At 57.8% G+C, this 22,047-nt stretch carries 22 protein-coding genes; 13 read left to right on the top strand and 9 right to left on the bottom strand.

Annotation, left to right across the window (positions count from 1 at the left end; all coding sequences use genetic code 11):
- The first annotated feature begins 226 nt into the window (after positions 1 to 226).
- Entirely contained in the window at positions 227 to 475 is a 249-nt protein-coding gene (locus KHQ24_RS03450; protein WP_002893037.1) for a DUF1158 domain-containing protein, read from the top strand.
- 17 nt (positions 476 to 492) lie between these two features.
- On the opposite strand, the gene KHQ24_RS03445 is transcribed toward KHQ24_RS03450, so the two are convergent.
- Positions 493 to 834, bottom strand: coding sequence for a RamA family antibiotic efflux transcriptional regulator (locus KHQ24_RS03445; RefSeq protein WP_004202492.1), 342 nt, complete (start codon positions 832 to 834; stop codon positions 493 to 495).
- A gap of 30 nt (positions 835 to 864) precedes the next feature.
- Positions 865 to 1,980, bottom strand: coding sequence for an MBL fold metallo-hydrolase (locus tag KHQ24_RS03440; RefSeq protein WP_025999133.1), 1,116 nt, complete (start codon positions 1,978 to 1,980; stop codon positions 865 to 867).
- Positions 1,981 to 2,159: 179 nt separating this feature from the next.
- On the opposite strand from KHQ24_RS03440, the gene KHQ24_RS03435 reads away from it, so the two are divergent.
- From KHQ24_RS03435 to KHQ24_RS03395, 9 genes are all read left to right on the top strand, one after another.
- The gene (locus KHQ24_RS03435) at positions 2,160 to 2,741 is read left to right on the top strand and encodes a TetR/AcrR family transcriptional regulator (protein WP_017899014.1); all 582 of its coding nucleotides are present in this window, start codon (positions 2,160 to 2,162) and stop codon (positions 2,739 to 2,741) included.
- The gene (locus tag KHQ24_RS03430) at positions 2,741 to 3,109 is read left to right on the top strand and encodes an MmcQ/YjbR family DNA-binding protein (RefSeq protein ID WP_004202487.1); all 369 of its coding nucleotides are present in this window, start codon (positions 2,741 to 2,743) and stop codon (positions 3,107 to 3,109) included. Before KHQ24_RS03435 ends, KHQ24_RS03430 begins: the two co-directional genes overlap by 1 nt.
- Positions 3,110 to 3,228: 119 nt before the next feature.
- Positions 3,229 to 3,882 (top strand): oxygen-insensitive NAD(P)H nitroreductase, encoded by a 654-nt coding sequence (nfsB, locus tag KHQ24_RS03425; RefSeq protein WP_004202485.1) that lies wholly within the window; start codon positions 3,229 to 3,231, stop codon positions 3,880 to 3,882.
- Positions 3,883 to 4,129: 247 nt separating this feature from the next.
- Positions 4,130 to 4,564, top strand: coding sequence for a PTS sugar transporter subunit IIA (locus tag KHQ24_RS03420; protein ID WP_002893017.1), 435 nt, complete (start codon positions 4,130 to 4,132; stop codon positions 4,562 to 4,564).
- Positions 4,557 to 5,027, top strand: coding sequence for a PTS sugar transporter subunit IIB (locus KHQ24_RS03415; RefSeq protein WP_004202482.1), 471 nt, complete (start codon positions 4,557 to 4,559; stop codon positions 5,025 to 5,027). The genes KHQ24_RS03420 and KHQ24_RS03415 overlap by 8 nt, the downstream gene beginning before the upstream one ends.
- Positions 5,028 to 5,041: 14 nt before the next feature.
- Complete coding sequence (locus KHQ24_RS03410; RefSeq protein WP_004202480.1) at positions 5,042 to 5,785, top strand: PTS mannose/fructose/sorbose/N-acetylgalactosamine transporter subunit IIC; 744 nt, start codon at positions 5,042 to 5,044, stop codon at positions 5,783 to 5,785.
- Positions 5,786 to 5,787: 2 nt separating this feature from the next.
- Positions 5,788 to 6,642, top strand: a complete 855-nt coding sequence (locus tag KHQ24_RS03405) for a PTS system mannose/fructose/sorbose family transporter subunit IID (RefSeq protein WP_004176976.1) — start codon at positions 5,788 to 5,790, stop codon at positions 6,640 to 6,642.
- Between the two features lie 16 nt (positions 6,643 to 6,658).
- The gene (locus KHQ24_RS03400) at positions 6,659 to 7,720 is read left to right on the top strand and encodes an SIS domain-containing protein (protein WP_032455674.1); all 1,062 of its coding nucleotides are present in this window, start codon (positions 6,659 to 6,661) and stop codon (positions 7,718 to 7,720) included.
- 64 nt (positions 7,721 to 7,784) lie between these two features.
- Entirely contained in the window at positions 7,785 to 8,771 is a 987-nt protein-coding gene (locus tag KHQ24_RS03395; protein WP_004202478.1) for an SIS domain-containing protein, read from the top strand.
- Between the two features lie 52 nt (positions 8,772 to 8,823).
- Here the strand turns inward: KHQ24_RS03395 and KHQ24_RS03390 are convergent, their stop codons facing one another.
- The 3 genes from KHQ24_RS03390 to KHQ24_RS03380 form a co-directional block, all read right to left on the bottom strand.
- Positions 8,824 to 11,553, bottom strand: a complete 2,730-nt coding sequence (locus tag KHQ24_RS03390; RefSeq protein WP_008805532.1) for a sigma 54-interacting transcriptional regulator — start codon at positions 11,551 to 11,553, stop codon at positions 8,824 to 8,826.
- 96 nt (positions 11,554 to 11,649) lie between these two features.
- A complete protein-coding gene (locus KHQ24_RS03385) occupies positions 11,650 to 12,684 on the bottom strand; it encodes a hypothetical protein (protein ID WP_049004319.1) in 1,035 nt (344 codons plus the stop codon).
- 532 nt (positions 12,685 to 13,216) lie between these two features.
- Entirely contained in the window at positions 13,217 to 14,086 is an 870-nt protein-coding gene (locus tag KHQ24_RS03380) for a helix-turn-helix transcriptional regulator (protein ID WP_017900842.1), read from the bottom strand.
- A 108-nt stretch (positions 14,087 to 14,194) separates the two neighbouring features.
- On the opposite strand from KHQ24_RS03380, the gene KHQ24_RS03375 reads away from it, so the two are divergent.
- Positions 14,195 to 15,622: an MFS transporter gene (locus KHQ24_RS03375; protein ID WP_004202473.1), complete on the top strand. Its 1,428-nt coding sequence runs from the start codon at positions 14,195 to 14,197 to the stop codon at positions 15,620 to 15,622.
- 70 nt (positions 15,623 to 15,692) lie between these two features.
- A complete protein-coding gene (locus KHQ24_RS03370; RefSeq protein ID WP_004202471.1) occupies positions 15,693 to 16,937 on the top strand; it encodes a mechanosensitive ion channel family protein in 1,245 nt (414 codons plus the stop codon).
- A gap of 2 nt (positions 16,938 to 16,939) precedes the next feature.
- On the opposite strand, the gene KHQ24_RS03365 is transcribed toward KHQ24_RS03370, so the two are convergent.
- The gene (locus KHQ24_RS03365) at positions 16,940 to 17,920 is read right to left on the bottom strand and encodes a LacI family DNA-binding transcriptional regulator (protein ID WP_017900840.1); all 981 of its coding nucleotides are present in this window, start codon (positions 17,918 to 17,920) and stop codon (positions 16,940 to 16,942) included.
- A gap of 248 nt (positions 17,921 to 18,168) precedes the next feature.
- Here KHQ24_RS03365 and KHQ24_RS03360 point away from each other — a divergent pair, with 248 nt between their 5' ends.
- A complete protein-coding gene (locus tag KHQ24_RS03360; RefSeq protein WP_004202462.1) occupies positions 18,169 to 18,585 on the top strand; it encodes an Exc2 family lipoprotein in 417 nt (138 codons plus the stop codon).
- Positions 18,586 to 18,603: 18 nt separating this feature from the next.
- On the opposite strand, the gene KHQ24_RS03355 is transcribed toward KHQ24_RS03360, so the two are convergent.
- From KHQ24_RS03355 to KHQ24_RS03345, 3 genes are read right to left on the bottom strand one after another with little or no spacing between them, the layout of a single operon-like run.
- Complete coding sequence (locus KHQ24_RS03355) at positions 18,604 to 19,755, bottom strand: Gfo/Idh/MocA family protein (RefSeq protein ID WP_211777120.1); 1,152 nt, start codon at positions 19,753 to 19,755, stop codon at positions 18,604 to 18,606.
- Position 19,756: 1 nt separating this feature from the next.
- Positions 19,757 to 20,779, bottom strand: a complete 1,023-nt coding sequence (locus tag KHQ24_RS03350) for a sugar phosphate isomerase/epimerase family protein (protein ID WP_004202459.1) — start codon at positions 20,777 to 20,779, stop codon at positions 19,757 to 19,759.
- Positions 20,780 to 20,795: 16 nt separating this feature from the next.
- Positions 20,796 to 22,001 (bottom strand): MFS transporter, encoded by a 1,206-nt coding sequence (locus KHQ24_RS03345; protein ID WP_164727430.1) that lies wholly within the window; start codon positions 21,999 to 22,001, stop codon positions 20,796 to 20,798.
- Between the last annotated feature and the right edge of the window lie 46 nt (positions 22,002 to 22,047).

Here is a 22,047-nt window from a genome sequence, read left to right as displayed (position 1 = left end):
GATATAGCACTTATAGTTTTGTAAAAGCGCTGGCATAATAATGACAGTAATTTACAGGAGACTGATTTTAATTTAATTACAAATTATTTCAGATTAATTAACATGGGAATGAAAGGCAGACCATAATATTAAACAGAGGCGCATTAAGGCGAGTAAAATACAAAGCATATTGCGTTAGGGATTATTTTGCCGGACAATATGTTTTTTAACTGATGATTAACATGACATGAAACATCCGCTGGAAACGCTCCTCTCCGCCGCCGGGATCCTGCTCCTGGCTCTGCTCTCCTGTCTGCTGTTGCCCGCGCCGTCGCTGGGCCTGACGCTGGCGCAAAAGCTGGTTGAGACATTCCATATGATGGATCTCAACCAGCTTTATACGGTGTTGTTTTGTTTGTGGTTCTTAGCACTGGGCGCCATTGAGTATCTGGTGCTGCGCTGGGTGTGGCGTCGCTGGTTTTCGCTCGAACGCTAAACCAGGAAGGGCGCGCCTCAGTGGGCGCGACTGTGGTTCTCTTTACGGTAGGCGCCCGGCGGCAGATTGAAGGTCCGGGTGAAGACGCGGGTAAAGGTCTGTTGCGAATCGAAGCCATACTTCAGGCAGATATCGTAGACCCGCTGATCGGTGTCACGCAGATCGCGGGCGGCCAGCAGCAGCTTCCTTTCGCGAATATAGCGCCCCAGGCTCTCCCCTTTATACTGTAAAAACAGCCGTTGCAGATGCCATTTCGAATACCCGGCATGGCGAGCGATATCATCAATACGCAGCGGTTGATGCAGGTTGTCATCAATCCACTCGACGATAGTATCAATCACCTGAGCGGAAATCGTCATATGCTCTCTCCTCTGATACTGCACTGGCGCTTAGCGCCACCAGGCGTTAAATGATTGCGTCTTATCGGCGACCCACACCGGCTCGCCCTGCACAGGCGTCAGCAGACGCCAGGCCCTTCCTTCGCTGGCAGCCGCCAGCCGTTGATACGGTTCATCCCAGCTGTGTTTCGCCAAAACGAATCGTCCTGCATGCCCAGGCAGCACCGCGCGAGCGCGCAGGTCGTCGGCGGCCTGAGCTGTTTCATCCGGCATCATGTGAATATATTTCCAGTCCTGGTCATACTGCCCGTTCTCCATGATCGCCAGATCGACCGGACCAAATTCATCGCCTATCGCTTTAAAGTGCGGCCCATAGCCGCTGTCGCCGCTGTAATAAATCTTTTGCTGCGGGGTAACGAACAGAAAACTGGCCCACAGCGTCTGGTTGCGCTTCAGCCCACGGCCGGAAAAGTGCCGCGCCGGCAGGACGTGGACGGTGAGCTCGTCGTTAACCGGAATCGCCTGCTGCCAGTCCGCTTCGGTAATCAGCGCCCCGTCCATCCCCCAGTAACGCAGGTGCGAGCCAACCCCCAGCGGCGTAATGACCCGCTTAATTTTCGGCAGCAGAGCGCGGATGGTGGCGTAATCCAGATGGTCGTAATGATCGTGGGAGATGATCAGCAGATCGATCTCCGGCATCCCTTCCGCCCGCCACGGATAGTCGCCGGGAAAAGCTTTATTAATAAAGGAGAACGGCGCCGCGTAATCGCTGAACACCGGGTCGATCAGGATGCGTTTTCCCGCCAGCTGCAGATACCAGGAGGAGTGGCCGAGCCAGACCATCACGTCCTGCCCGAGGGGCAGCGTCGCCAGATCGGTCTTCACCAGCGGCAGCGGCTGCGCGGGACGGGCGTTTTCCCGTTTAGTCATCAGGAAATCCCACCATGCCGCCAGCATATTTTTTTGCCCGGTGAACCCCGGCGTGGGCAGCTGGTTATGGAACTGGCCATCCCGGTAGTGGGGGGACGCTTCCACCTGGCTAAGCTGTGCCCCCTGCGGCGCCTTACCAAAACCGGCATTGAGGACAAACGGCAATGTCGTTGCTGCTGCGAGTAACATGATGGCGACCACGCTGAAAGTGACACGGTTCATATCCTGACCAGACAAAAGCCCCCATCCCGGAGGCTTTATGATATAACTTGATTATGAGTGAGTACGCACTCATTATTAGGAATGTGATGAAAGTCGTCAAGACGATTTTCAATTTTTGCGTTCCGCCGTTGCAGCAACCAGGTCAGACGTGCAAAGATCGGCGGTTTGTTTAAACCTGCGTGAGGAAAAAAGTAGTGGCTCGTCCAAAGAGTGAAGATAAAAAGCAAGCGTTACTGGAAGCTGCCACCGCGGCTTTCGCCCAGTCCGGCATCGCCGCCTCGACGTCGGCCATCGCCCGCAGCGCCGGTGTGGCCGAGGGGACGCTGTTTCGCTATTTCGCTACCAAGGATGAGTTGCTCAACGAACTATACCTCGCCATTAAGCTGCGCCTGGTGCGCACCATGATCGCCGGGCTGGATCCGGACGAGAAGCGCCCGAAAGAGAACGCGCGCAATATCTGGAACAGCTATATCGACTGGGGCGTGCGCAACCCGATGGAGCACAAGGCGATCCGCCGTATGGCGCTCAGCGAGCGCATCACTGACGAAACCCGCCGCCAGGTGAAAGAGAGCTTTCCGGAGCTCAACGAAATGTGCCAGCTGTCGGTGAAAGAGATATTCCTCAGCGAGGCGTATCGCGCCTTTGGCGACGCCCTGTTTTTGTCGCTGGCGGAAACCACCATCGAATTCGCCAGCCACGATCCGCAGCGCGCCCGGGAGATTATCGCCCTCGGTTTTGAAGCCATGTGGAACGCCCTGCATGAGGCGGACGCCTAATGACGCCGGAAACACTGCATCCCTGCGCTCACCGTATCGCCCTGACCTACCCGTTTACCGAACATTGCTGGCCCTTTGGGCCGGAGTACGATGTGTTTAAGGTCGACGGCCGCATCTTTATGATCACCATGACCATTCGCGGGCGGGCGCTGGTCAACCTGAAGGCCGAGCCGCAGAAGTCGCTGCTCAATCAGGAAATTTATCGCAGTATCGAACCCGGCTACCATATGAACAAGAAACACTGGATCACGGTGGTGCCGGGCGACGACATCAGCGAGGATCTGCTGGCCGAGCTGATTGACGATTCGTGGCACCAGGTGGTGAACAAGCTGAGCAAAAAGGCGCAGCAGCGCCTGCGTCCGCGCTGATTTTCAGCCAAACGCGATAAGTGTTATCGCATTTTTCACCCTTATCATTTTGCGATCTTCGCTGTACTCTTCCTCTCCTGAACGCACCGGTAAGGTGCTGTAAACTGTGAGGAAGAGTTATGGATATCGTATCGGTCGCTTTGAAGCGCTATTCCACCAAGGCCTTTGACGCCACGAAAAAGCTGACTGCCGGGGAAGCGGAACAGCTGAAAACGCTGCTGCAGTACAGCCCGTCAAGCACCAACTCCCAGCCGTGGCACTTTATCGTTGCCAGCACCGATGAAGGCAAAGCCCGCGTGGCGAAAGCCGCCAGCGGTACCTACGTGTTCAACGAACGTAAAATTCTTGACGCCTCGCACGTGGTGGTGTTCTGCGCGAAAACCGCGATGGACGACGCCTGGCTGCAGCGCGTCGTGGATCAGGAAGAGGCCGATGGCCGTTTCGCCACTCCTGACGCAAAAGCCGCTAACCACAAGGGTCGCACCTTCTTTGCCGATATGCACCGCAAAGAGCTGAAAGATGACGATCAGTGGATGGCGAAGCAGGTGTATCTCAACGTCGGCAATTTCCTGCTGGGCGTAGCGGCGATGGGCCTCGACGCCGTGCCGATCGAAGGGGTTGATTTTGCGATCCTCGATGAGGAGTTTGACCTGAAAGCCAAGGGCTACACCAGCCTGGTGGTGGTCCCGGTTGGCCACCATAGCGTGGAGGATTTCAACGCTACCCTGCCGAAGTCGCGTCTGCCGCAGTCGACGACCATTACCGAGATTTAATTCCCTTCTGCCGGGAACGCCTGGGCCATGGCGCAGCAGCGTCTCGCCCGGGACTTTCTTCCCCCACTCTTTCCCCTCTTTTTCTGCCGTTTGTGCCAGGTTTCTGGCGCTAATGAGCCCGCTTGTGCCAGGAATAACGCCTTTAGTGTGAACCAGCTGGTTTAATTAATTGATAAATAATATTTTTTATTTCTGGCACGCCCTTTGCTCTTAACAGATACCGCTATCTGGATGAAGGAGAAACCGGGTGAAACATATCTATGTGGCCAGCCACGGCCATTTTGCTCGCGGACTGGTGAACAGTTTGTCGCTGCTGATTGGCGATGAACACGGCGTTATCCCGGTCTGCGCCTATGACGAAGATATCGTGACCACCGAACAGCTGGAGCAAACCCTGGAGCATCTCATCGTCCAGGCGAATGGTGATGAAGTGGTGATCTTCACCGACCTGCTTGGCGGCAGTATTAACAATAGCGCCGTGAGCGTCTTGATGCGACATCGCAACGTTTTCGTGGTCGCCGGCATCAATCTGACTCTGCTGCTGGAGTTTCTGCTGTGCGAAGAAGCCACTACCGAGGCCGCGATTATCTACGCCACCAGCGCGGCGCGTGAATCCATTGTTTTCATCAATCCTCTAATAACACAACCATCCTCTGACCCACAGGGAGAATCTCATGATTAAACTCGTGCGCATTGATTATCGGCTGCTGCACGGCCAGGTGGTTTTTGCCTGGACCCGAGCGCTGGATATCGACCATATCATCGTCGCCAACGCCAAAGCCGCGGCGGATGCCTTCATTACGATGTCGCTTAACCTGGCAAAGCCAGCGGGCGTCACGCTGGACATCGCCACCGTTGAACAGGCGGCGGAAAAGCTTAACAGCGGCAAGTTGGATCATAAAAAAGTCATGGTGGTCCTTGGCAATACTGCGGAAACCCTCGCGCTAGTGGAAAAAATCCCGGAAATTAGCGCAATTAATTACGGTGGTCTGCCACAGAAGGAAGGGGCAAGACAATTCGGCAAGGCCATCTATCTGACCGACGAGGAAATCGCCCATAGCAGAGCGCTAAAAGAAAAAGGCATTCGGCTGGAGATGCGTCAGGTACCCGCCCACTCGGCTGAACTCCTTAACGACCAACTTTAACTTCGGAGGTCACTATGTTGCTCACCGCAACGTTACTCGGCCTGATCGCCGCTCTGGGGATACTTGATGGCCGCCTGCTTGGGGTATCAATGATCGATCGACCGCTGGTGATGTGCGCCCTCACCGGTCTGGTCTGCGGTAATTTGCATGAGGGGATTCTGATTGGCGCTACGCTGGAGCTTATTTTCCTCGGCAACGTCGCCATCGGCGCCGCGCACCCGCCAGATATCGTGACCGGCTCCGTATTGGCCACCGCGTTTTCGATCATGTCCGGCCGCGGTCCGGAGGCTGCGCTCACCATCGCCATCCCTGTCTCAATGCTGGCGCAGACGCTGGGCATCCTGGTGCGCGTGGTGAACGCCCGCTTTGGTCATCTGGCGGATCGCTATGCGGCACGGGGTAATACCCGAATGGTCGGCCTGATGCACCTCGCCGGTCCGACGCTACTCTATTTTTTAAACGGATTTCTACCGGTTTTTTTTGCCATTCTGCTTGGTTCTTCGGCGGTAAGCTGGTTCCTGGAGGCCATTCCACCGGTGATAACCAACGGATTGATCGTCGCCAGTAAGATCCTGCCAGCGCTCGGCTTCGCCCTGCTGATCAGCATGATGCTCAGCAGCAAACTGATGCCGTACCTCGGTCTGGGATTTCTGATAGCGGCATATACCAAACTGGATATCATCGCCATTGCGCTGTTCGCTGTGGTGTTGGCATTTATCATCAGCCAGTTCCTTAATCTTAAGCAGCAGGAGAGCTAATCATGAGCGAAATGACGCAAACTGTGACTGGCGCTACCCAGCCGCAAAGCGATGACGCAAGCCGCATCACCGCCCGCGATTTACGCAGCGTGTTCTGGCGCTCCTTTACGCTACAGGGCTCGTGGAACTACGAGCGCCAGCAGCATATGGGCTACGCCTTCGCCATGTCGCCAGCCCTGAAGCGTATCTATCAGGACCCAACGGAGCTGGGGCGCGCCCTGCAGCGTCATCTGGTGCTGTTTAACACCACGCCCCATCTCTCGACCTTTATCTTCGGCCTGTCGATTGCCATGGAAGAAGAGAACCAACGTAACCCCGAATTTAATGAGGAGTCGATAAACGCGATTAAAACCAGCCTGATGGGACCGCTGGCGGGCATCGGCGACTCCATTTTCTGGGGATCATTAAAGGTTATCGCCGCCGGGATGGGTATCTATTTCGCCCAGCAGGGCAGCCTGCTGGGACCGATACTGGCGCTGTTAGTTTATAACCTGCCGCATCTTTTGTGCCGCTGGTATGGCCTGAAGCTCGGCTACCGGGCGGGTACGACCTGGCTGATGAGAATTTACCAAAGCGGCCTTATGGACCGGGTGACCTATATCGCATCAATTGTTGGCCTCATGGTCGTCGGCGCGATGACCGCCAGCATGATAGATATCACCACCCCGCTCAGCTTTACCGCCGGGCAGACCACCATGAAGGCGCAGGAGTTTATTGACAAAATTCTTCCTTCGCTGCTGCCGCTGCTTTTCACCCTCGGGATGTACAAGTTGATCCGTAAGGGAGTCAATATTAACTGGATCCTGCTAGGAACCGTCGCGTTTGGCATGGCGGCCAGCGCGCTAGGCCTGCTTTAAGAAGAGGAATATCCCCATGCACGTAGAAGACTATATGAATGAAACACCCGCCTGTCTGCTCGCTATGCTGACGCAGACGCGGGAAGATCTCTGGCAGGCGGCGAAAGCGCTAACGGAGCGCGGCATCACGCGTATTATCCTGACCGGCTCCGGTACCTCTTATCACGGCGCGCTGACCGCCCGCTCGTTTATGCAGCAGTGGTGCGGGCTACCCGTTGATGTCTACTGGCCTTTTCTGCTGGATGATTCGGCGCTGACCCTCAGCGACAAAGCGCTGGTCATCGGCATTTCTCAGGGAGGCGGCAGCCTCTCTACCCTCGCCGCAATGGAACGCGCCCGGGCAGCCGGGCATCTCACCGCTTCCATGGCCGGGGAAGCGCCAGCCGTTATCGACCGGGCGGCAGATTTGGTCTTAACAGTACCCTGTGGAGAAGAGCGGGCTGGCGCTAAAACCAAAGGGTATCACTGCACCATACTTAATCTGATGCTGCTGGCGCTTGCTGTCGCCAGTCGCCAGCGGCGCCTGAGCGATGAGGAGCGCAAAGCGCTACTCATCCGCATGGATACCACGTTTAATCATTTGCCGACGCTCATTGAGGCCTCGCAGGCGTGGGTTCTCAACCATGCCCGACCGCTTATCGACAGCGCGGACATTCGCCTGACCGGTCCGGCAAGGCTGTTTGGCACCGTTCAGGAAGGTGCGCTAAAGATGCTTGAAACGCTACGCTGTCCGGTTGCCGGTTACGAATTTGAGGAGTTCATCCACGGGATCTATAACGCCTTCGACGAGCGCTCTACCCTGATCATGCTCGATCCGTTTCCCGATGAGCGTCAGGATCGCCTGGCGGAAATACTTGGCGGCTGGACTCAGCATATTTATCGCATTGGTCCACAAGTCGAAAATAACGGCAAAAATATGCCCTTCGCATTTATTAACGATCCCGACTTTGCGGTCTTTGAATATATCATTCCGTTACAAATGGTTTGTGCCCGACTGCCACCAGTGAAGGGCATCGATCCCGCGATACCGAAGGATCCGCAGTTCCACCAGAAAATGAAAAGTAAACAACCCAATTAATTGACGCATAGTAAAAGTTATCCGCTATTCAGCGGAGGACCCGTTACATCTCAAGGAGACCAATATGTCTATAGCTCATAAAAACGCACATACTATTATTCGCGATATTTTATCTAAGCAGCACATTGAGCGCGTATGGTTTGTTGGCTGCGGTGGTTCATTAACCGGTTTCTGGCCGGGGAAATATTTTCTCGATTGTGAAGCTAAAAAGCTGGCCGTCGGCTATGTTACCAGTAATGAATTTGTCCACGCGACGCCGAACGCGTTAGGTAAAAACAGCGTAGTGATCCTCGCCTCGCAGCAGGGCAACACCGCTGAAACGGTGGAAGCCGCCCGCATCGCGCGTCAGAAAGGCGCCGCCACTATTGGACTGGTATATACCCCTGGCACGCCGCTGTGCGAACACAGCGATTACACTATTGAATACTGCTGGGCGCGCTATCCCGAAACCGTCGATCCGACGCAGCAAAAAGCGGCATACAGCCTGTGGCTGGCGCTGGAAGTGCTTGCGCAAACTGAGGGATACGCCCATTACGATGAGATGGTCAGCGCCTTTGCCAGTTTTGAATCCGTGGTACGCGGCGCTCAGCAGCAGGTTCAGGCGGATGCGCGCCATTTTGCCGAAGCCTGGAAGAGCGAAAAGGTCATCTACATGATGGGCAGCGGCCCCTCATTCGGCGCCGCGCATCAGGAATCCATCTGTATTCTGCTGGAGATGCAGTGGATTAACTCCGCGAGCATCCATAGCGGCGAGTATTTCCACGGTCCCTTTGAGATTACCGAAGCGGGAACGCCGTTTATTTTATTAAAAAGCAGCGGCCGCACACGCCCGCTGGATGACCGCGCGATCCGCTTTATCGAACGTTACCAGGGAAAACTGCAGATTATTGACGTGGAAAAGGTGGGAATCGACACACTGCACGCCAGCGTGCGCGAATATTTCTGCGGCCTGCTGCACAACTGCGTACTGGATGTTTACAACCTGGCGCTGGCCACCGCCCGCAACCACCCGCTGACCACCCGCCGCTATATGTGGAAAGTCGAATATTGATTCGCTAACCGCCTGCCAGCCCCGGCGTAATTCTCCGGGGCTGCGTTGAGAATTACCAGCTAAAATCTTCAATACGTAATTCAAAAATATCGTGAATATAGCCAATTTCCGCTACCGGTAGCGCCACGTTATAGAGTATTTTCAGGCGCTGGAACGAGTGATTCACCATGGCAATAAATTCGCCATGCTGGCGGGTAAATTGCTCAAGATCTTTATAATGGCTAATTTCATTACGCATTACCAGACGCTCAATCATACAGCTGAGATGCACATATAAACTGATAATTAAGTTATTATTAAAATGAAAACCAAGCGTATTTTGCCACTCAGCGATAATGGTTTCGATATGGCCCATGGTTTTTCCGGCATTCAGTATCGTCAGAGAGTTGACAACGTTATGCAGCGAAAACTCACGAACCATATTTTTATTAATCAGCGCAATTTGCTTTTCATTAAGATAGCCACTTAAGAGCTGACTCAGATGTCGATGCCCCTGCTCGCCAAGTAGTTCCTCAATGCCAACCCAGGGCACTCCGGCCAGCTGCGGGTCGTGGGTACCCACGACCGCAATAACTTCATACTGGTGGAGCAACGATACCGCCGTACGACTGTTTTTTAAGCGCGTATACTCGCAGGCGATGATGTTAATATCAAAATCGTTGAGCAGGCTCTTCTCCATCAGATTTTTAAATTTAAATGCGGTACCGATACCTGTAATACAGGTCACCAGCAGCGCACGCTCTTTTTTTTCTGCGGGCCAGAACACATCCCAACGCGACTGATTAAGCGGCACGATCTCTTCGGCGATTTGTTCGATGTTTTTTCCCAGCGCGATCTCGCTGGCAACGTTCAGCGCCATGCGGGTCGTGACGTTATCCACCACCACCAGCGGGCCGTGAATCACCGACAAAAGCGCATCGGCAATCTCCTTGGTGTAGCCCATATCAATAAGCACCATCACACCCGCACGCGTGTCCGTATGCTGGAGATAATCAACCACGGCGCGACTGACATCGTTAAACGCCACCTCCATCGGCATATCCATGGCCTGGTAGATCTTCTCGCCAATCAGGCGGTTGGCAACGCCGGCAATGCTGCTGGCGGTCGAATAACCGTGGGCGATTATCAGCGCTTTCACTTTTCCGCCGCTGGTCGCATCAATCGCATTGCTGACGATAGCGGCAACCGCCAGGCGGTCAAGCGTATCGATGAGCAGATCGTATTTATTATTGACGACATCCAGTAGTTTCTCTGCGATACGCTGCGCCAGCCCCGCCGAGGAGTCCAGCCAGCGCTGCATCACCAGACGCACGGGCTCAGCAACGCTACGCGGCGCCAGAGGGAGGCTGGTGAGGTAGCGGCCGGTAAGATAAGCGAATTCGACATTTAGCTGAAGGTCATAATTGACAGCGATTGCTTTGCCCACATCTTCAATAAAGCGCAGCCGTTTGTCCTGCAGAGAGACCGTACTCTCCTGATTCATCAGCGCATCAAGATAGAGCGTCACGTTCTGATAAATAAGCTTTTCAAAGGTCCGCACGCTAATATTATCCTGAGCCAACTCCTCGCACAGGCTACAAATATTTTCCGTTAGCCGTTGGTATTCATGGTGACGACCAGAAAAAAGAGGCTGCGCGTCGCCATCGCGGTAAATCATAACCCGCTCGCTATTTTGCTGAAGGGAAAAAGGCGCATCCGCCAGTAATCGGTCGGGCAGCAAACCCGCTTTTATGTGTAAAAGACCGCTATCACGTTCGCCAAATGTCCAGGCGCTGGCGCAAATATTGCGAATCAAATTTTCCAGCCCACCGACATTTCCTTCAAGCGTTTCACGCATGAGCTGGCTGACGATTTCGCCATCCAGCGCCAGATCGTGGTTCAAACGCTGGGCTTCACGGCGGAAAAAGTGGTGGATAAACGCCAGCCGCTCGAATTGGCCGCGTTCAGCGATCGGCAGAATTTTTACAATGACCGGAATACGGCGAATAAAGGTCGCCAGGAAGTGTTTTTCCAGATCCTCGGTTGAAGCAAAAATTAGCCGCACCGTGGCGCTGCGCTCATCGGTGCTCTCCCCCAGCCGGCGCCAGCTACCGTTATCCATAAAATGAAACAGCTTTTCCTGACCTTCGGGCGGCAGCCGATGAACCTCATCGATAAACAACACCCCACCGTTGCTGGTCTCGATAAGACCAGGAACGGCTTTATCGGCGCCGGTAAAGGCCCCCTTCGCATGACCAAATAACTTCGAGGTCAGTAGTTCTGGATTATTCGCGTACTCGGCGCAGTTAAATACGGTAAAAGGCGCATCGGCAGGTAAAATGCCTTCATCTATTGCGTAGTGCCAGAGCTGGCGAGCTAGAAAACTTTTCCCGGTGCCAGTAGGGCCCCGCAGCAGCAGCGGCAGACCTGCGCCAGGGTAGCTGATGGCAGCCTTGCACTGGCGCAATGCTTCCTGCAGGCTGCCCTGCGCGCCAATCAGCTGCGCCAGACTATCCTGACGCTCCGCGCACAGCGCCTGAATGGAGGCGTATTCGCCGTGCCGAACCGCCAGGCGGTGATGATCGCGCAGAACGGTAACGGGTAAAAACAGCACCGGGCGACCATTCACTTTGACCACCCGCTGCTCGCGATGGAGATTATTCAGATGATGGCTGATGATGCTGCGTTTTTGCTTCAAGCTATCGGCAATGGCCATAGCGTTAAACTCGCCCAGCGCTTCCGCCGTCAGCGCTCGCCCGGCGATCCGTTGTTCTAGCTGGCGAAAAATCGACTCCTTGTTCATCTCGCTCCCCTGTCAAAAGCGTAAAATTCGCTTATACGACAATTCGCGCAGGACGTCGCTGCCGTCAGCCACACTTCTTTAAAAGCGCTTAATTTTTCATGGCTTAACGTTCCCCGCGTGCCAGATGCGCTCGGCATAGCGGCCAATCACCGCCAGCGAGACGGCAAGGATCAAGAAAAACAGCACTTTGTGCATCCCGTTCCAGAAAAACTCAAAGAAGCGGGTATAGAGATTGATCGCCAGGAAGGTTAACCCAAAGCCGCGCAGCATGGCGTCATCGGTTTTCAGGCTGATAAAAATGCAGACGCCGGCCGCCGCGGCAAACAGCAGCCCCCACGGCAGGAGTCGCGCCTGGCTTACGTTGTACCAGCTGTCAGCGTCGTAATTGCCGAAAATCGACAGGATCCACAGCGCAATAAACAGGTACGTGAGGCCCATCGCCTTGCTGACGGTAAACAGCTGACGCTGGCGAAGCAAGGACTGCGCGCCGTAGCAGAGCGCCAGCAGCGCGCCGCCGAACAGGACGAAGCGAATCGGGTAGTTCATGCCCAGCCAGTAGGCGCCCCACCCCGAGACATAGCCGGTTTCTGCGCCAAACCAGTTGCCCAGCGCCAGCAGAAAAAAAAGCCACACCAGCCCGGAGCGGGCTACATAGCCGATAGCGCCGTAAATCATGCATCCGGCCAGAAACAGCGGCGCGATATGGCCGCTGCCGTTATCCAGCCGTTCACCCAACTGCCATAGCGCCAACGCGGTAAAGACGACGCCCAGAAACAAAATCGCCTCGGTGCTGTAGTGCCACTGCGTCTCCCGCTGCTGGCGGCGAAAACCCCAGCCGTAGCAGGCGACTGCCAGCAGTGCAGGCAGCAGGATCCGCGTCAGCGCCGAGTGGCTGAACAGGCTCAGCAGCCACGCCACCAGTTCGCTGTCGGCAAACAGACTGCCCAGAGCAATCAGCACGCAGGCCAGCGCGGTCCAGAAGGCATAGCGGCTCAGGCGCCGCCAGTCGAAGGGGGAGACGCGCAGCGTGTGCGCCAGCCGCTGACTGTCCGCCGGGGTTAACTCCCCGCTGGCCTGCCAGGCATTCAGCGCGCGCTGAATAATGCGCTGCTCTTTTCGGGTTACGTTCATAGGCATTCCTTGAGACTGATGACAAACCTGTTTTCGCTAATATGCTCGCCTTTTTGCCGGGTGGCGGCGTACGCCTTACCCGGCCTACAAACCCAAATCACCGCGGGTCCTGGGGCTGCTGAAACTGCCGGTGCTGGCGGCCTCAACATCGCTGAGACGTTCCCGGCAGGCCGGGGCAGCCCGCATGGATGCGGGCTGAGGGCCGTGTTTTGCATGGACGCTGCCTCGGCCCGACCCGAAGCCTGCAGGGATAAGTCGAAGGCACCACGAAGTGGCGATGTTGCTGGCCGGAGCCCGGGGGTACAGGGGGCGGCGGCGACTGGCCGCCCCCTGTGCGCTCCCTGCGTCATGAGAGATATAACGCAGAAGACTAACCGGGAGCGCAATGTGCGCTGAAGTCGCAGATAACATAAAAGACTTCCCTGCAGTGCTTTCCCTCACCCTGCCCCTCTCCCGGAGGGAGAGGGAACCGTCCAGCAGCCCAGCCGGGCAATACCCGAAGATGGCACATTCTCAACCATCTGAGTCCTTGTCATGAATGTTGGTCCAGCCACGCCAGCGCCTGCTCGCCCGCCTCGTCCATCGGCAGGTAGACCAGCAGACGCGAACCATTGCGCGGCGCCGAATACCAGTACATCTGCTGCAGGCTGAATCGCCCGAGCTGCGGGTGGTTAAAATGTTTAATCTGGTTTTCCACGCCGCGCACCTCGTAGCGCTGATGCCACAGCGCTTCAAACTCCGACGAGGCGGCGAAAAAGCGCGCCAGTTTGTTTTCCCATGCCGGATCGCCACGGTGCTCGGCCATCGCGGCGCGGAAATAGGAGACAAAAGTCGGCAGCACATCGCGATTTTCAATCCGGCTGCGCCAGGTCTCATGGGTCAGATACAGATAAATGCAGTTGCGATCTTCTTCCGCAAGGGTGGCGAAATCGACACCCATCAGGCGGCAGAAGCTGTCGTTCCAGGCCACAATATCAAAGTTCGGTTTTTGAATGCTGGCCGGCTGCGGCATCAGGCTGTCCAGCATGCGGCGGGTGCCGGGGCTAATGCCTTCGCACGCCGTCACCTGGGTGGCTTCCGGCGGGGTCAGCCCGGCGAGCACGAACAGATGCCGGGTCTCCAGCGGACTGCACTGCAGGGCATTCGCCACCCCCACCAGCACTGCCTCCGACGGATTCACCTCCCGCCCCTGCTCCAGCCAGGTGTACCAGGTAACGCCGACGTCGGCGAGCATCGCCACCTCTTCCCGGCGCAGACCCGGCGTGCGTCGGCGGCCCACCCGGGGTAACCCCAGGCGCTGCGGATCGAGGCTTTCACGGCGGGCGCGCAGAAACGCCCCCAGCTGTTTGCGCCGATCGTCCGGCACGGCGAACGTCGACTCCCGTTGCGGCATCGTGGTCATCACCCCTCCAGCATGGTAGTTCCAGTACCAGTATAGACAGGAACTGGTACCCGTTTAATTTATCGGTAATGCTACGTCGGTCTGCTGAATGACGCAATGGAGATTCCCATGAAAACGTCTGCTGTTTCACCCGGCCGCGCCGGTCTGTTGCTGCTGCTGGGCGGCCAGATGCTGCCGCTTATTGATACCTCGATCACCAATGTGGCGCTGGACGCCATCACCCATACCCTGGCGGCCAGCGCCACGCAGCTGGAACTTATCGTCGCGCTCTACGGTGTCGCCTTTGCCGTCTGCCTGGCGATGGGCAGTAAGCTTGGCGATAACTATGGCCGCCGGCGCCTGTTTATGTGGGGCGTCGCGCTCTTTGGCATTGCTTCCCTGCTGTGCGGCATAGCGAACAGCATCAGCGCCCTGCTGGCCGCCCGCACTCTGCAGGGCGCCGGGGCGGCGCTGATTGTGCCGCAGATCCTCGCCACCCTGCACGTCACCCTCAAAGGCCCGGCCCACGCCCGGGCTATCAGCCTGTACGGCGGGATCGGCGGGATCGCCTTTATTGTCGGACAGATGGGCGGCGGCTGGCTGGTATCGGCGGACATCGCCGGACTGGGCTGGCGCAACGCCTTTTTTATCAATGTGCCGATCTGCCTGCTGGTGCTGGCCCTGAGCCGCCGCTATGTGCCGGAAACCCGTCGTGAGACGCCGTCGCGGATTGACTGGCAGGGCACGCTGTACCTCGCCCTCATCCTCTGCTGCCTGCTGTTCCCGATGGCCCTCGGTCCGGAGCTGCGCTGGCCGCTGTGGCTGCAGCTGATGCTGGTGGCGGTCCTGCCGCTGCTGTTCGCCATGCGTCAGAGCGCCCTGCGCCAGCAGCAGCGTGGCGATCATCCCCTGCTGCCGCCGCGTCTGCTGCAGTTGACCAGCATCCGCTTCGGGATGGCCATCGCCCTGCTGTTTTTCAGCGCCTGGTCCGGCTTTATGTTCTGCATGGCGCTGACCATGCAGGAGGGGCTGGGGATGGCGCCGTGGCAGTCCGGCAATAGCTTTATCGCCCTCGGCGTGGCCTATTTTATTTCGGCGCTGTATGCCCCGCGGCTTATCGCCCGCTACAGCATGGGGCGGATCCTGCTGACCGGTCTGGCGGTGCAGATCGCCGGTCTACTGCTGCTGTGCGCCACCTTCTCCCGCTTCGGGATCGCCACCACCGCCCTGACGCTGGTCCCCGCCACGGCGCTGATCGGCTACGGCCAGGCGCTGATCGTCAACAGCTTTTACCGGATTGGTATGCGCGATATCAGCGCCAGCGACGCCGGGGCCGGGAGCGCCATCCTCAGTACCCTGCAGCAGGCGACTCTCGGCCTTGGGCCGGCTATCCTCGGCTCGCTGTTCCTGGCGCTGGCCCGTCGCGGCGGCGGAAACTATCCGCAGGCGCTGATTGATTTTCTGCTGGTCGAGGTGGCTATGATGCTATTGCTGGGGGCCATCGCGCTGTGGCTGCGTCATCATCTCAACCGACAGCCGGCGACGGTAGCGTCGTAATACCGGCGGCGGTGATTTGCATAATCGTTATCCAGCGGTCATCATACCCGCTGGATATTCAGGAGACGTTATGCAGGAATTAATATCGCAAATTGCCGCCTTAGGAATCGAAATAACTCCCACCCGCTCGCTGATGATTATCTTCGGCATTATCTTGTTCACCGCCGTCGTCGTGCATCTGATATTGCATAAAGTGGTGCTTCGCGCTTTTGAAAAACGGGCATTGGCCAGCAGCCATCTGTGGCTGCAAATCATCACGCAGAATAAACTCTTTCACCGACTGGCCTTTACCCTGCAGGGGATCATCGTCAACGTGCAGGCGGTGCTGTGGCTGCAAAAAGGCAGCGAGGCCGCGGAAATATTAACCACCGTGGCTCAGCTATGGGTGATGATATATGCCATGCTGTCCTTCTTCTCACTGCTGGATGTGATCTTAAAGCTGGCGCAGAAATTTCCCGCCGCCTCTCAGCTGCCGCTGAAGGGGATATTCCAGGGAATTAAGCTGGTGACGGCGATTATTATCGGCATCCTGATTATTTCCCTGCTGATAGGCCAGTCGCCAGCGATCCTGATTAGCGGGCTCGGCGCCATGGCCGCGGTGCTCATGCTGGTATTTAAAGATCCGATCCTTGGCCTGGTGGCCGGTATCCAGCTCTCGGCCAACGATATGCTCAAGCTTGGCGACTGGCTGGAGATGCCGAAATACGGCGCCGACGGCGCGGTGATCGATATCGGCCTCACTACGGTCAAGGTACGTAACTGGGATAATACCATCACCACCATTCCGACCTGGTCGCTGGTCTCCGACTCGTTTAAAAACTGGAGCGGCATGTCGGCCTCCGGCGGCCGCCGCATTAAGCGCAGCCTCAACATCGACACCACCAGCATTCATTTCCTCGATGAACAGGAGCAGCAGCGCTTGATCCGGGCGAAGTTGCTTAAACCCTATATGGATTCGCGCCACGAGGAAATTAGCGCCTGGAACCAGCAGTATGCCGGGGAACAGTCGGTTCTCAATGAGCGGCGAATGACCAATGTCGGCACCTTCCGTGCCTATCTGCAGGAGTATTTACGTCATCATCCACGCATCCGCCAGGATATGACCCTGATGGTGCGCCAGCTGGCGCCGGATGCCAACGGCTTGCCGATCGAGATCTATTGCTTCACCAACACCGTGGTGTGGGCGGAGTATGAGGGGATCCAGGCGGATATTTTCGACCATGTCTTCGCCGTGGTGGAGGAGTTTGGCTTACGCATTCATCAGACGCCCACCGGCAACGACATTCGCGCGCTGGCGGGCGCCTTCTCCCGCTGACCTCAGGCGCTGGCGCGGGCTATCACGCGCCAGTCCATCATCACCCGCTCAACGGCAGCGTCGGGATCGTCGATGCGTTTCATTAACAGATCCACCGCCGTGCGGCCGATCGCCCGGGAGGGCTGTTCAACGGTGGTCAGCTGCGGGGAGACCACTTCCGCCAGCTCGGTGCCGTCGAAGCCGATCACCGCGATATCCTCCGGCACCCGCAGTCCAGCCTGGTCAATTGCCCGCAGCGCCCCGGCGGCAAGGGAGTCCGAAACGGCAAACACCGCGTCGGGCTTCTCGTCTTGCGACAGCAGCTGCTCCATCGCCCGTTTACCGGCCGCCGCGCTAAGATCCTGCGCGTAGGTCACCTGCTGATACGCCAGACCGTGCACGTGCAGCACGCTTTTATAGCCGCGCTCGCGCAGGCGGGCGTAGCGATAGCTGAGGTCGTGATTAATGAGCGCGATGCGACGGCGGCCGCCGTCGGCCAGCCGGGACACCGCCCCCTGAGCCGCCTCGACGTCGTTAATCCCGACGCAGGAGATGCTGCCGGTATCGGCATACTCCGCACACTGCACCCAGGGCGCATCGCCAATCATGGTGGTCAGTTCCGGCAGGCTGGAGAGCGCGTTCATGGTAATAATGCCGTCGACCATTTTGCCGGAGAGCAGCTGCAGGCCCGAGGTCGAGCGGGCCAGATCCGACCCGGAATTACACAGCAGAATGCGGTAGCCGTTCTTCTCCGCCTCTTCTTCTATCCCTTTCACCACCTCGGCGCAAAAAGGGTTAGCGATATTGGAGACCATCACCAGGATCATATTGCTGCGGGCGGTTCGCAGCTGACGCGCCAGCAGGTTCGGCTGATAGTTGCTCTCTTTGATCGCCTGCAGCACGCGCTCACGGTTTTTGGCTTTTACCGTATCGCTGTTGTTCAGCACCCGCGACACCGTGGCCACCGAAACGCCGGCCAGACGAGCAATTTTCTGAATAGACATAAACCCTGCACTTCCTGCGATAGAGGTGGATCCTGCAGGCTATCATAAATGAGCTCTGGTTGGCCTGCCAGCCTGGCGCGAAAGCGTGGCTCAGTGAGACGGCGTCTCGGGACACTATTAATAATCAGGGCTTCTCTCCCGCCCCGATAACGCGCATCCTTTTGCCGTTTCATATTCTCATTAGCGCAGGAGGCGCAACAGACCGCCTGTGCCCCATTTGTTCTTTTATGATTAAGGATGATATCCCCATGAGGCTCTCCACCGCGATTCTCGCCCTCAGCTGTGCCCTGGCAACGATCACCGGCTGCACCTCGTCAAAATCGTCACCGGAACGCCACGCCTACGCGTTCGTCGCCCACCGCTCCGATTTTGTCGGCGGCAACTTCACCGTCAACCGTCAGGAAAATTACCGTTTAAACCTGCCGACCTTCACGGCGATGTACGCCCGCGGCCAGCAGGATAAAGCCGCTGGCATGAGCGAAAGCGACGCCCGCCGCACCGCGGAGGCCATCAAACAGCAGGCGGCGCAGGGCACCCGCACCGAGCACGCCTTTACCGGCAACGCCAGCGACAAATGGGATAATGCAATGGAAAATAAAGATGCCGTCCTGTTCGGCAACGAACTCTCCGGTGCCTATCTCGACGGCTATCTTGGGGTGAAATAATCCTTCGCTCCCCCGCCCTCAGCGTTCGACGCTCACCCAGCGCTGCTGCTGATGGCTTTTGACGATCGCCTCGATGATGTACATCACATCGGCGCCGTCGTCGAAAGCGGCGAAGCGTCGGGCCCCGGCCTCCGGCATCTTCCCGGCGCGCACCGCCTGATAAAAATGCCCCATCATATTCTTAAAGGCGTCCGGCCAGCCCTCAATATGGCCGCCGGGGTAATGGGCGCTGTCAGCGATCTCCGGCCACAGCAGGCTGGGGTCGTCGCTGAGCCGCCGATCCGGCTGCTCGCGGTGGCCGATCCACAGCCGCTGGGGCACTTCCTGATCCCAGGCCAGAGAACAGCGGCTGCCGTTAACCTCCACCGCCAGACGGTTTTTCCGCCCGGCGCTCACCTGAGAAACCATAAAGCTGCCTTTGCTGCCATCGTCAAAACGCAACAGCACCGAGCCAAAGTCCTCGGTATCGACAGGCCGGGTTTCATATCCCTGCGCCTCGTGAACGGCGCTGAAGGTCGCTTTGCCATTGACCGGCGCTTTACGCGTCGGCCAGACGATAGACAGATCCGCCATCACCTCGACAATCCGCCGACCGGTCATAAACTGCACGGTATCGCACCAGTGGGAGCCGATGTCAGCCACCGTCCGCGATGCGCCGCCCTGCGCCGAATCAACCCGCCAGTTGTAATCGGTCTCCAGCAGCATCCAGTCCTGTAAATAGCTGCCGTGCGCCGCGAAGATCCTGCCGACCTCGCCATGGCGGATCATCGCCGCCGCCTGCTGGACCATGGCGAACTGGCGATAGACGAAGCTGACGCCATGCACCACGCCGGCCCGGGCGGCAAGCGTCACCAGCTCCCGCGCCTCCTCCGCCGTCATACACAGCGGTTTTTCGGAGAAGACGTGCAGCCCGGCGGCGAGGATCTGCCGGTTAATCTGGGCATGCAGATGGTTCGGCGTACAGTTATGCACCACCTGCAGCCCCGGATGGGCCAGCAGCGCTGCCACGCTGTCGTAGGCATGGGCAATATTCAACGCTTGCGCCTTGCGCTGCGCCGCCTCAAGGCTGCTGTCGCACAGCGCCACCACCTCGATATCCCCCAGCCGCCGCAGCGCCTCCAGATGCGCCGGGCCAATAAACCCAGCCCCAATAATCGCAACCTGAATCATGTTATTCCCTCCCACCGGCGGCAAAGTCATCGAAGGCCCGTCCGGCAACGGGAATGATATGGCGACGAATAAACTCGCTGCCCTCGCGCGCGCCGGTCTCGGCATCCTTCAGGCAGCACTCCCACTCCAGCACCGCCCAGCCGTCAAAATCATATTCGGTCAGCTTACTGAACACCCCTTTGAAGTCGATCTGCCCGTCGCCGGGAGAGCGGAAACGGCCAGCCCGCTGCTGCCAGGGCTGATAGCCGCCGTAGACGCCATTGCGCCCGTTGCGGCGAAATTCGGCGTCCTTGACGTGAAACGCTTTAATACGCGCATGATAGATATCGATATAGGTCAGGTAATCCATTTGCTGCAGATGCAGGTGGCTCGGGTCATAGAGCATATTGCAGCGCGGATGGTTATCCACCCGCGCGAGAAAACGCTCAAAGGTCACGCCATCGTGCAGGTCTTCGCCGGGGTGGATCTCGTAGCAGACATCGACCCCCTGCTCGTCGAAGAGGTCCAGCAGCGGCCGCCAGCGCCGGGCCAGCTCGGCAAAGGCCTCATCCAGAAGCGACTGATTATGCGGCGGCCACGGATAAAAAAAGGGCCATGCCAGCGCCCCGGAAAAGGTCGCATGCGCCTGCAGCCCCAGGCGGCCGGAGGCCACCGCCGCCTGGCGCACTTTCTCCACCGCCCAGCGCTGGCGCGCCTGCGGATCGCCGTGCAGCGCCGCCGGGGCGAAGGCGTCAAACGCCGCGTCATACGCCGGATGCACCGCCACCAGCTGTCCTTCAAGATGAGTGGACAGCTCGCTGATGACCAGCCCATGCTCCGCCAGGGTGCCGCGGACCTCGTCGCAGTAGGTCTGGCTCGCCGCCGCCCGCTCGACATCGAAAATCGCCGGGTGGTTGCAGGGGATCTGCAATGCCTTGTACCCCAGGCCGGCGGCCCACTGCGCCATCCCCGCCAGGGTGTTGAACGGCGCCTGCGGGCCGATAAACTGCGCCAGAAAAATGCCCGGTCCCTTGATCGTTTTCATACCCCCTCCTGTAAAATTAGTGCGGCTCTTTCTCGTTGTACTGGAAAGAGAAAAGGAAAATCAGCGCGATAACCGCGGCGGCCACCGCCGGGATCCACCAGAAGGTCACCCAGGCCTGCGGCACGCTCTGGCCGGCCACCAGATGGTTATACAGCGCGCCGGAGATCTGCGAGCCCAGCAGCATGCCGATCCCGTAGGTGAACATCACAATCATGCTCTGCGCCTGGCCTTTGACCTTCTCGCCCGCCACGCGGTCGGTGTAGATAAAGCCGACGACAAAGAAAAAGTCATAGCACACGCCGTGCAGCAAAATACCCAGATAGAGCAGGAAGCGCCCCTCTTCGCTGACCCCGAGGGCGAAAAAGGCATAGCGAACAAACCACGCCGCCATGCCGATAAGCAGCATGTATTTCACCCCGAGGCGACGGAACAGCAGCGGGATCACCAGCATAAAGACGATCTCTGACATCTGGCCGAAGGACATCGCGGTGCTGACATCCTTAACGCCGGCATCCGCCAGATACGACGCGGTATAGGCGTAATAGGTGCCTAACGGCACGGAAATTAAGGTGGCGCAGAGGGAGAAAATCAGGAAATGGCGGGTTTTCAGCAGCGAGAAGGCGTCCGCGCACAGCAGATCGCGAAACTGAACCGGCATGCCTTTGGCCGGCGCCGGGGTGTGGGGCAGCGTCAGGCTGTAGATCGCCAGCGCCACCGAACAGAGCGCCGCCACGGTGAAGATGCCGGTGGTGTCAGAGATGCCGGTCACCCCGATGCAGATCCCGGCGATAATCCAGCCGATGGTGCCGAACACGCGGACCACCGGAAAGGTTTTATCGACGTTAGCCAGGCTGTGGAAGGCGATATTGTTGGTCAGCGCCAGGGTCGGCATATAGCACAGCGTATAGCCGAACAGCAGGCCAATCAGCAGCGCGCCATTCTGCGCCACCAGCGCCTGGGGGACAAACCACAGGATCGCCGCCCCGGCCAGGTGCATCACCGCCATCACCTTCTGCGAGGCGAAAAAGCGATCCACCAGCATCCCTAGCACAAAGGGGGACAGGATGGAGGCGATCGGCCCGGCGGAGAACGCATCGCCGATCAGCAATGACATCTCATAGCGGGTCATCACCAGCCCCAGGGTCACCGACCAGCTGCCCCAGATAAAGAACTGCATAAACATCATTAACGACAGCCGCGGCACCAGAAAACGGTGGCTCACGCGGACACTTTCCCGACCTTCTGTTGTTGTGACCATGTTGCTCGCC

It is taken from the genome of Klebsiella sp. 54, from assembly GCF_018223875.1.
In the GTDB taxonomy this organism is placed as follows: domain Bacteria; phylum Pseudomonadota; class Gammaproteobacteria; order Enterobacterales; family Enterobacteriaceae; genus Klebsiella; species Klebsiella quasipneumoniae.
The sequence above is the reverse complement of the archived record's forward strand: the minus strand, read 5'-3'. Positions and strand labels throughout refer to the sequence as shown.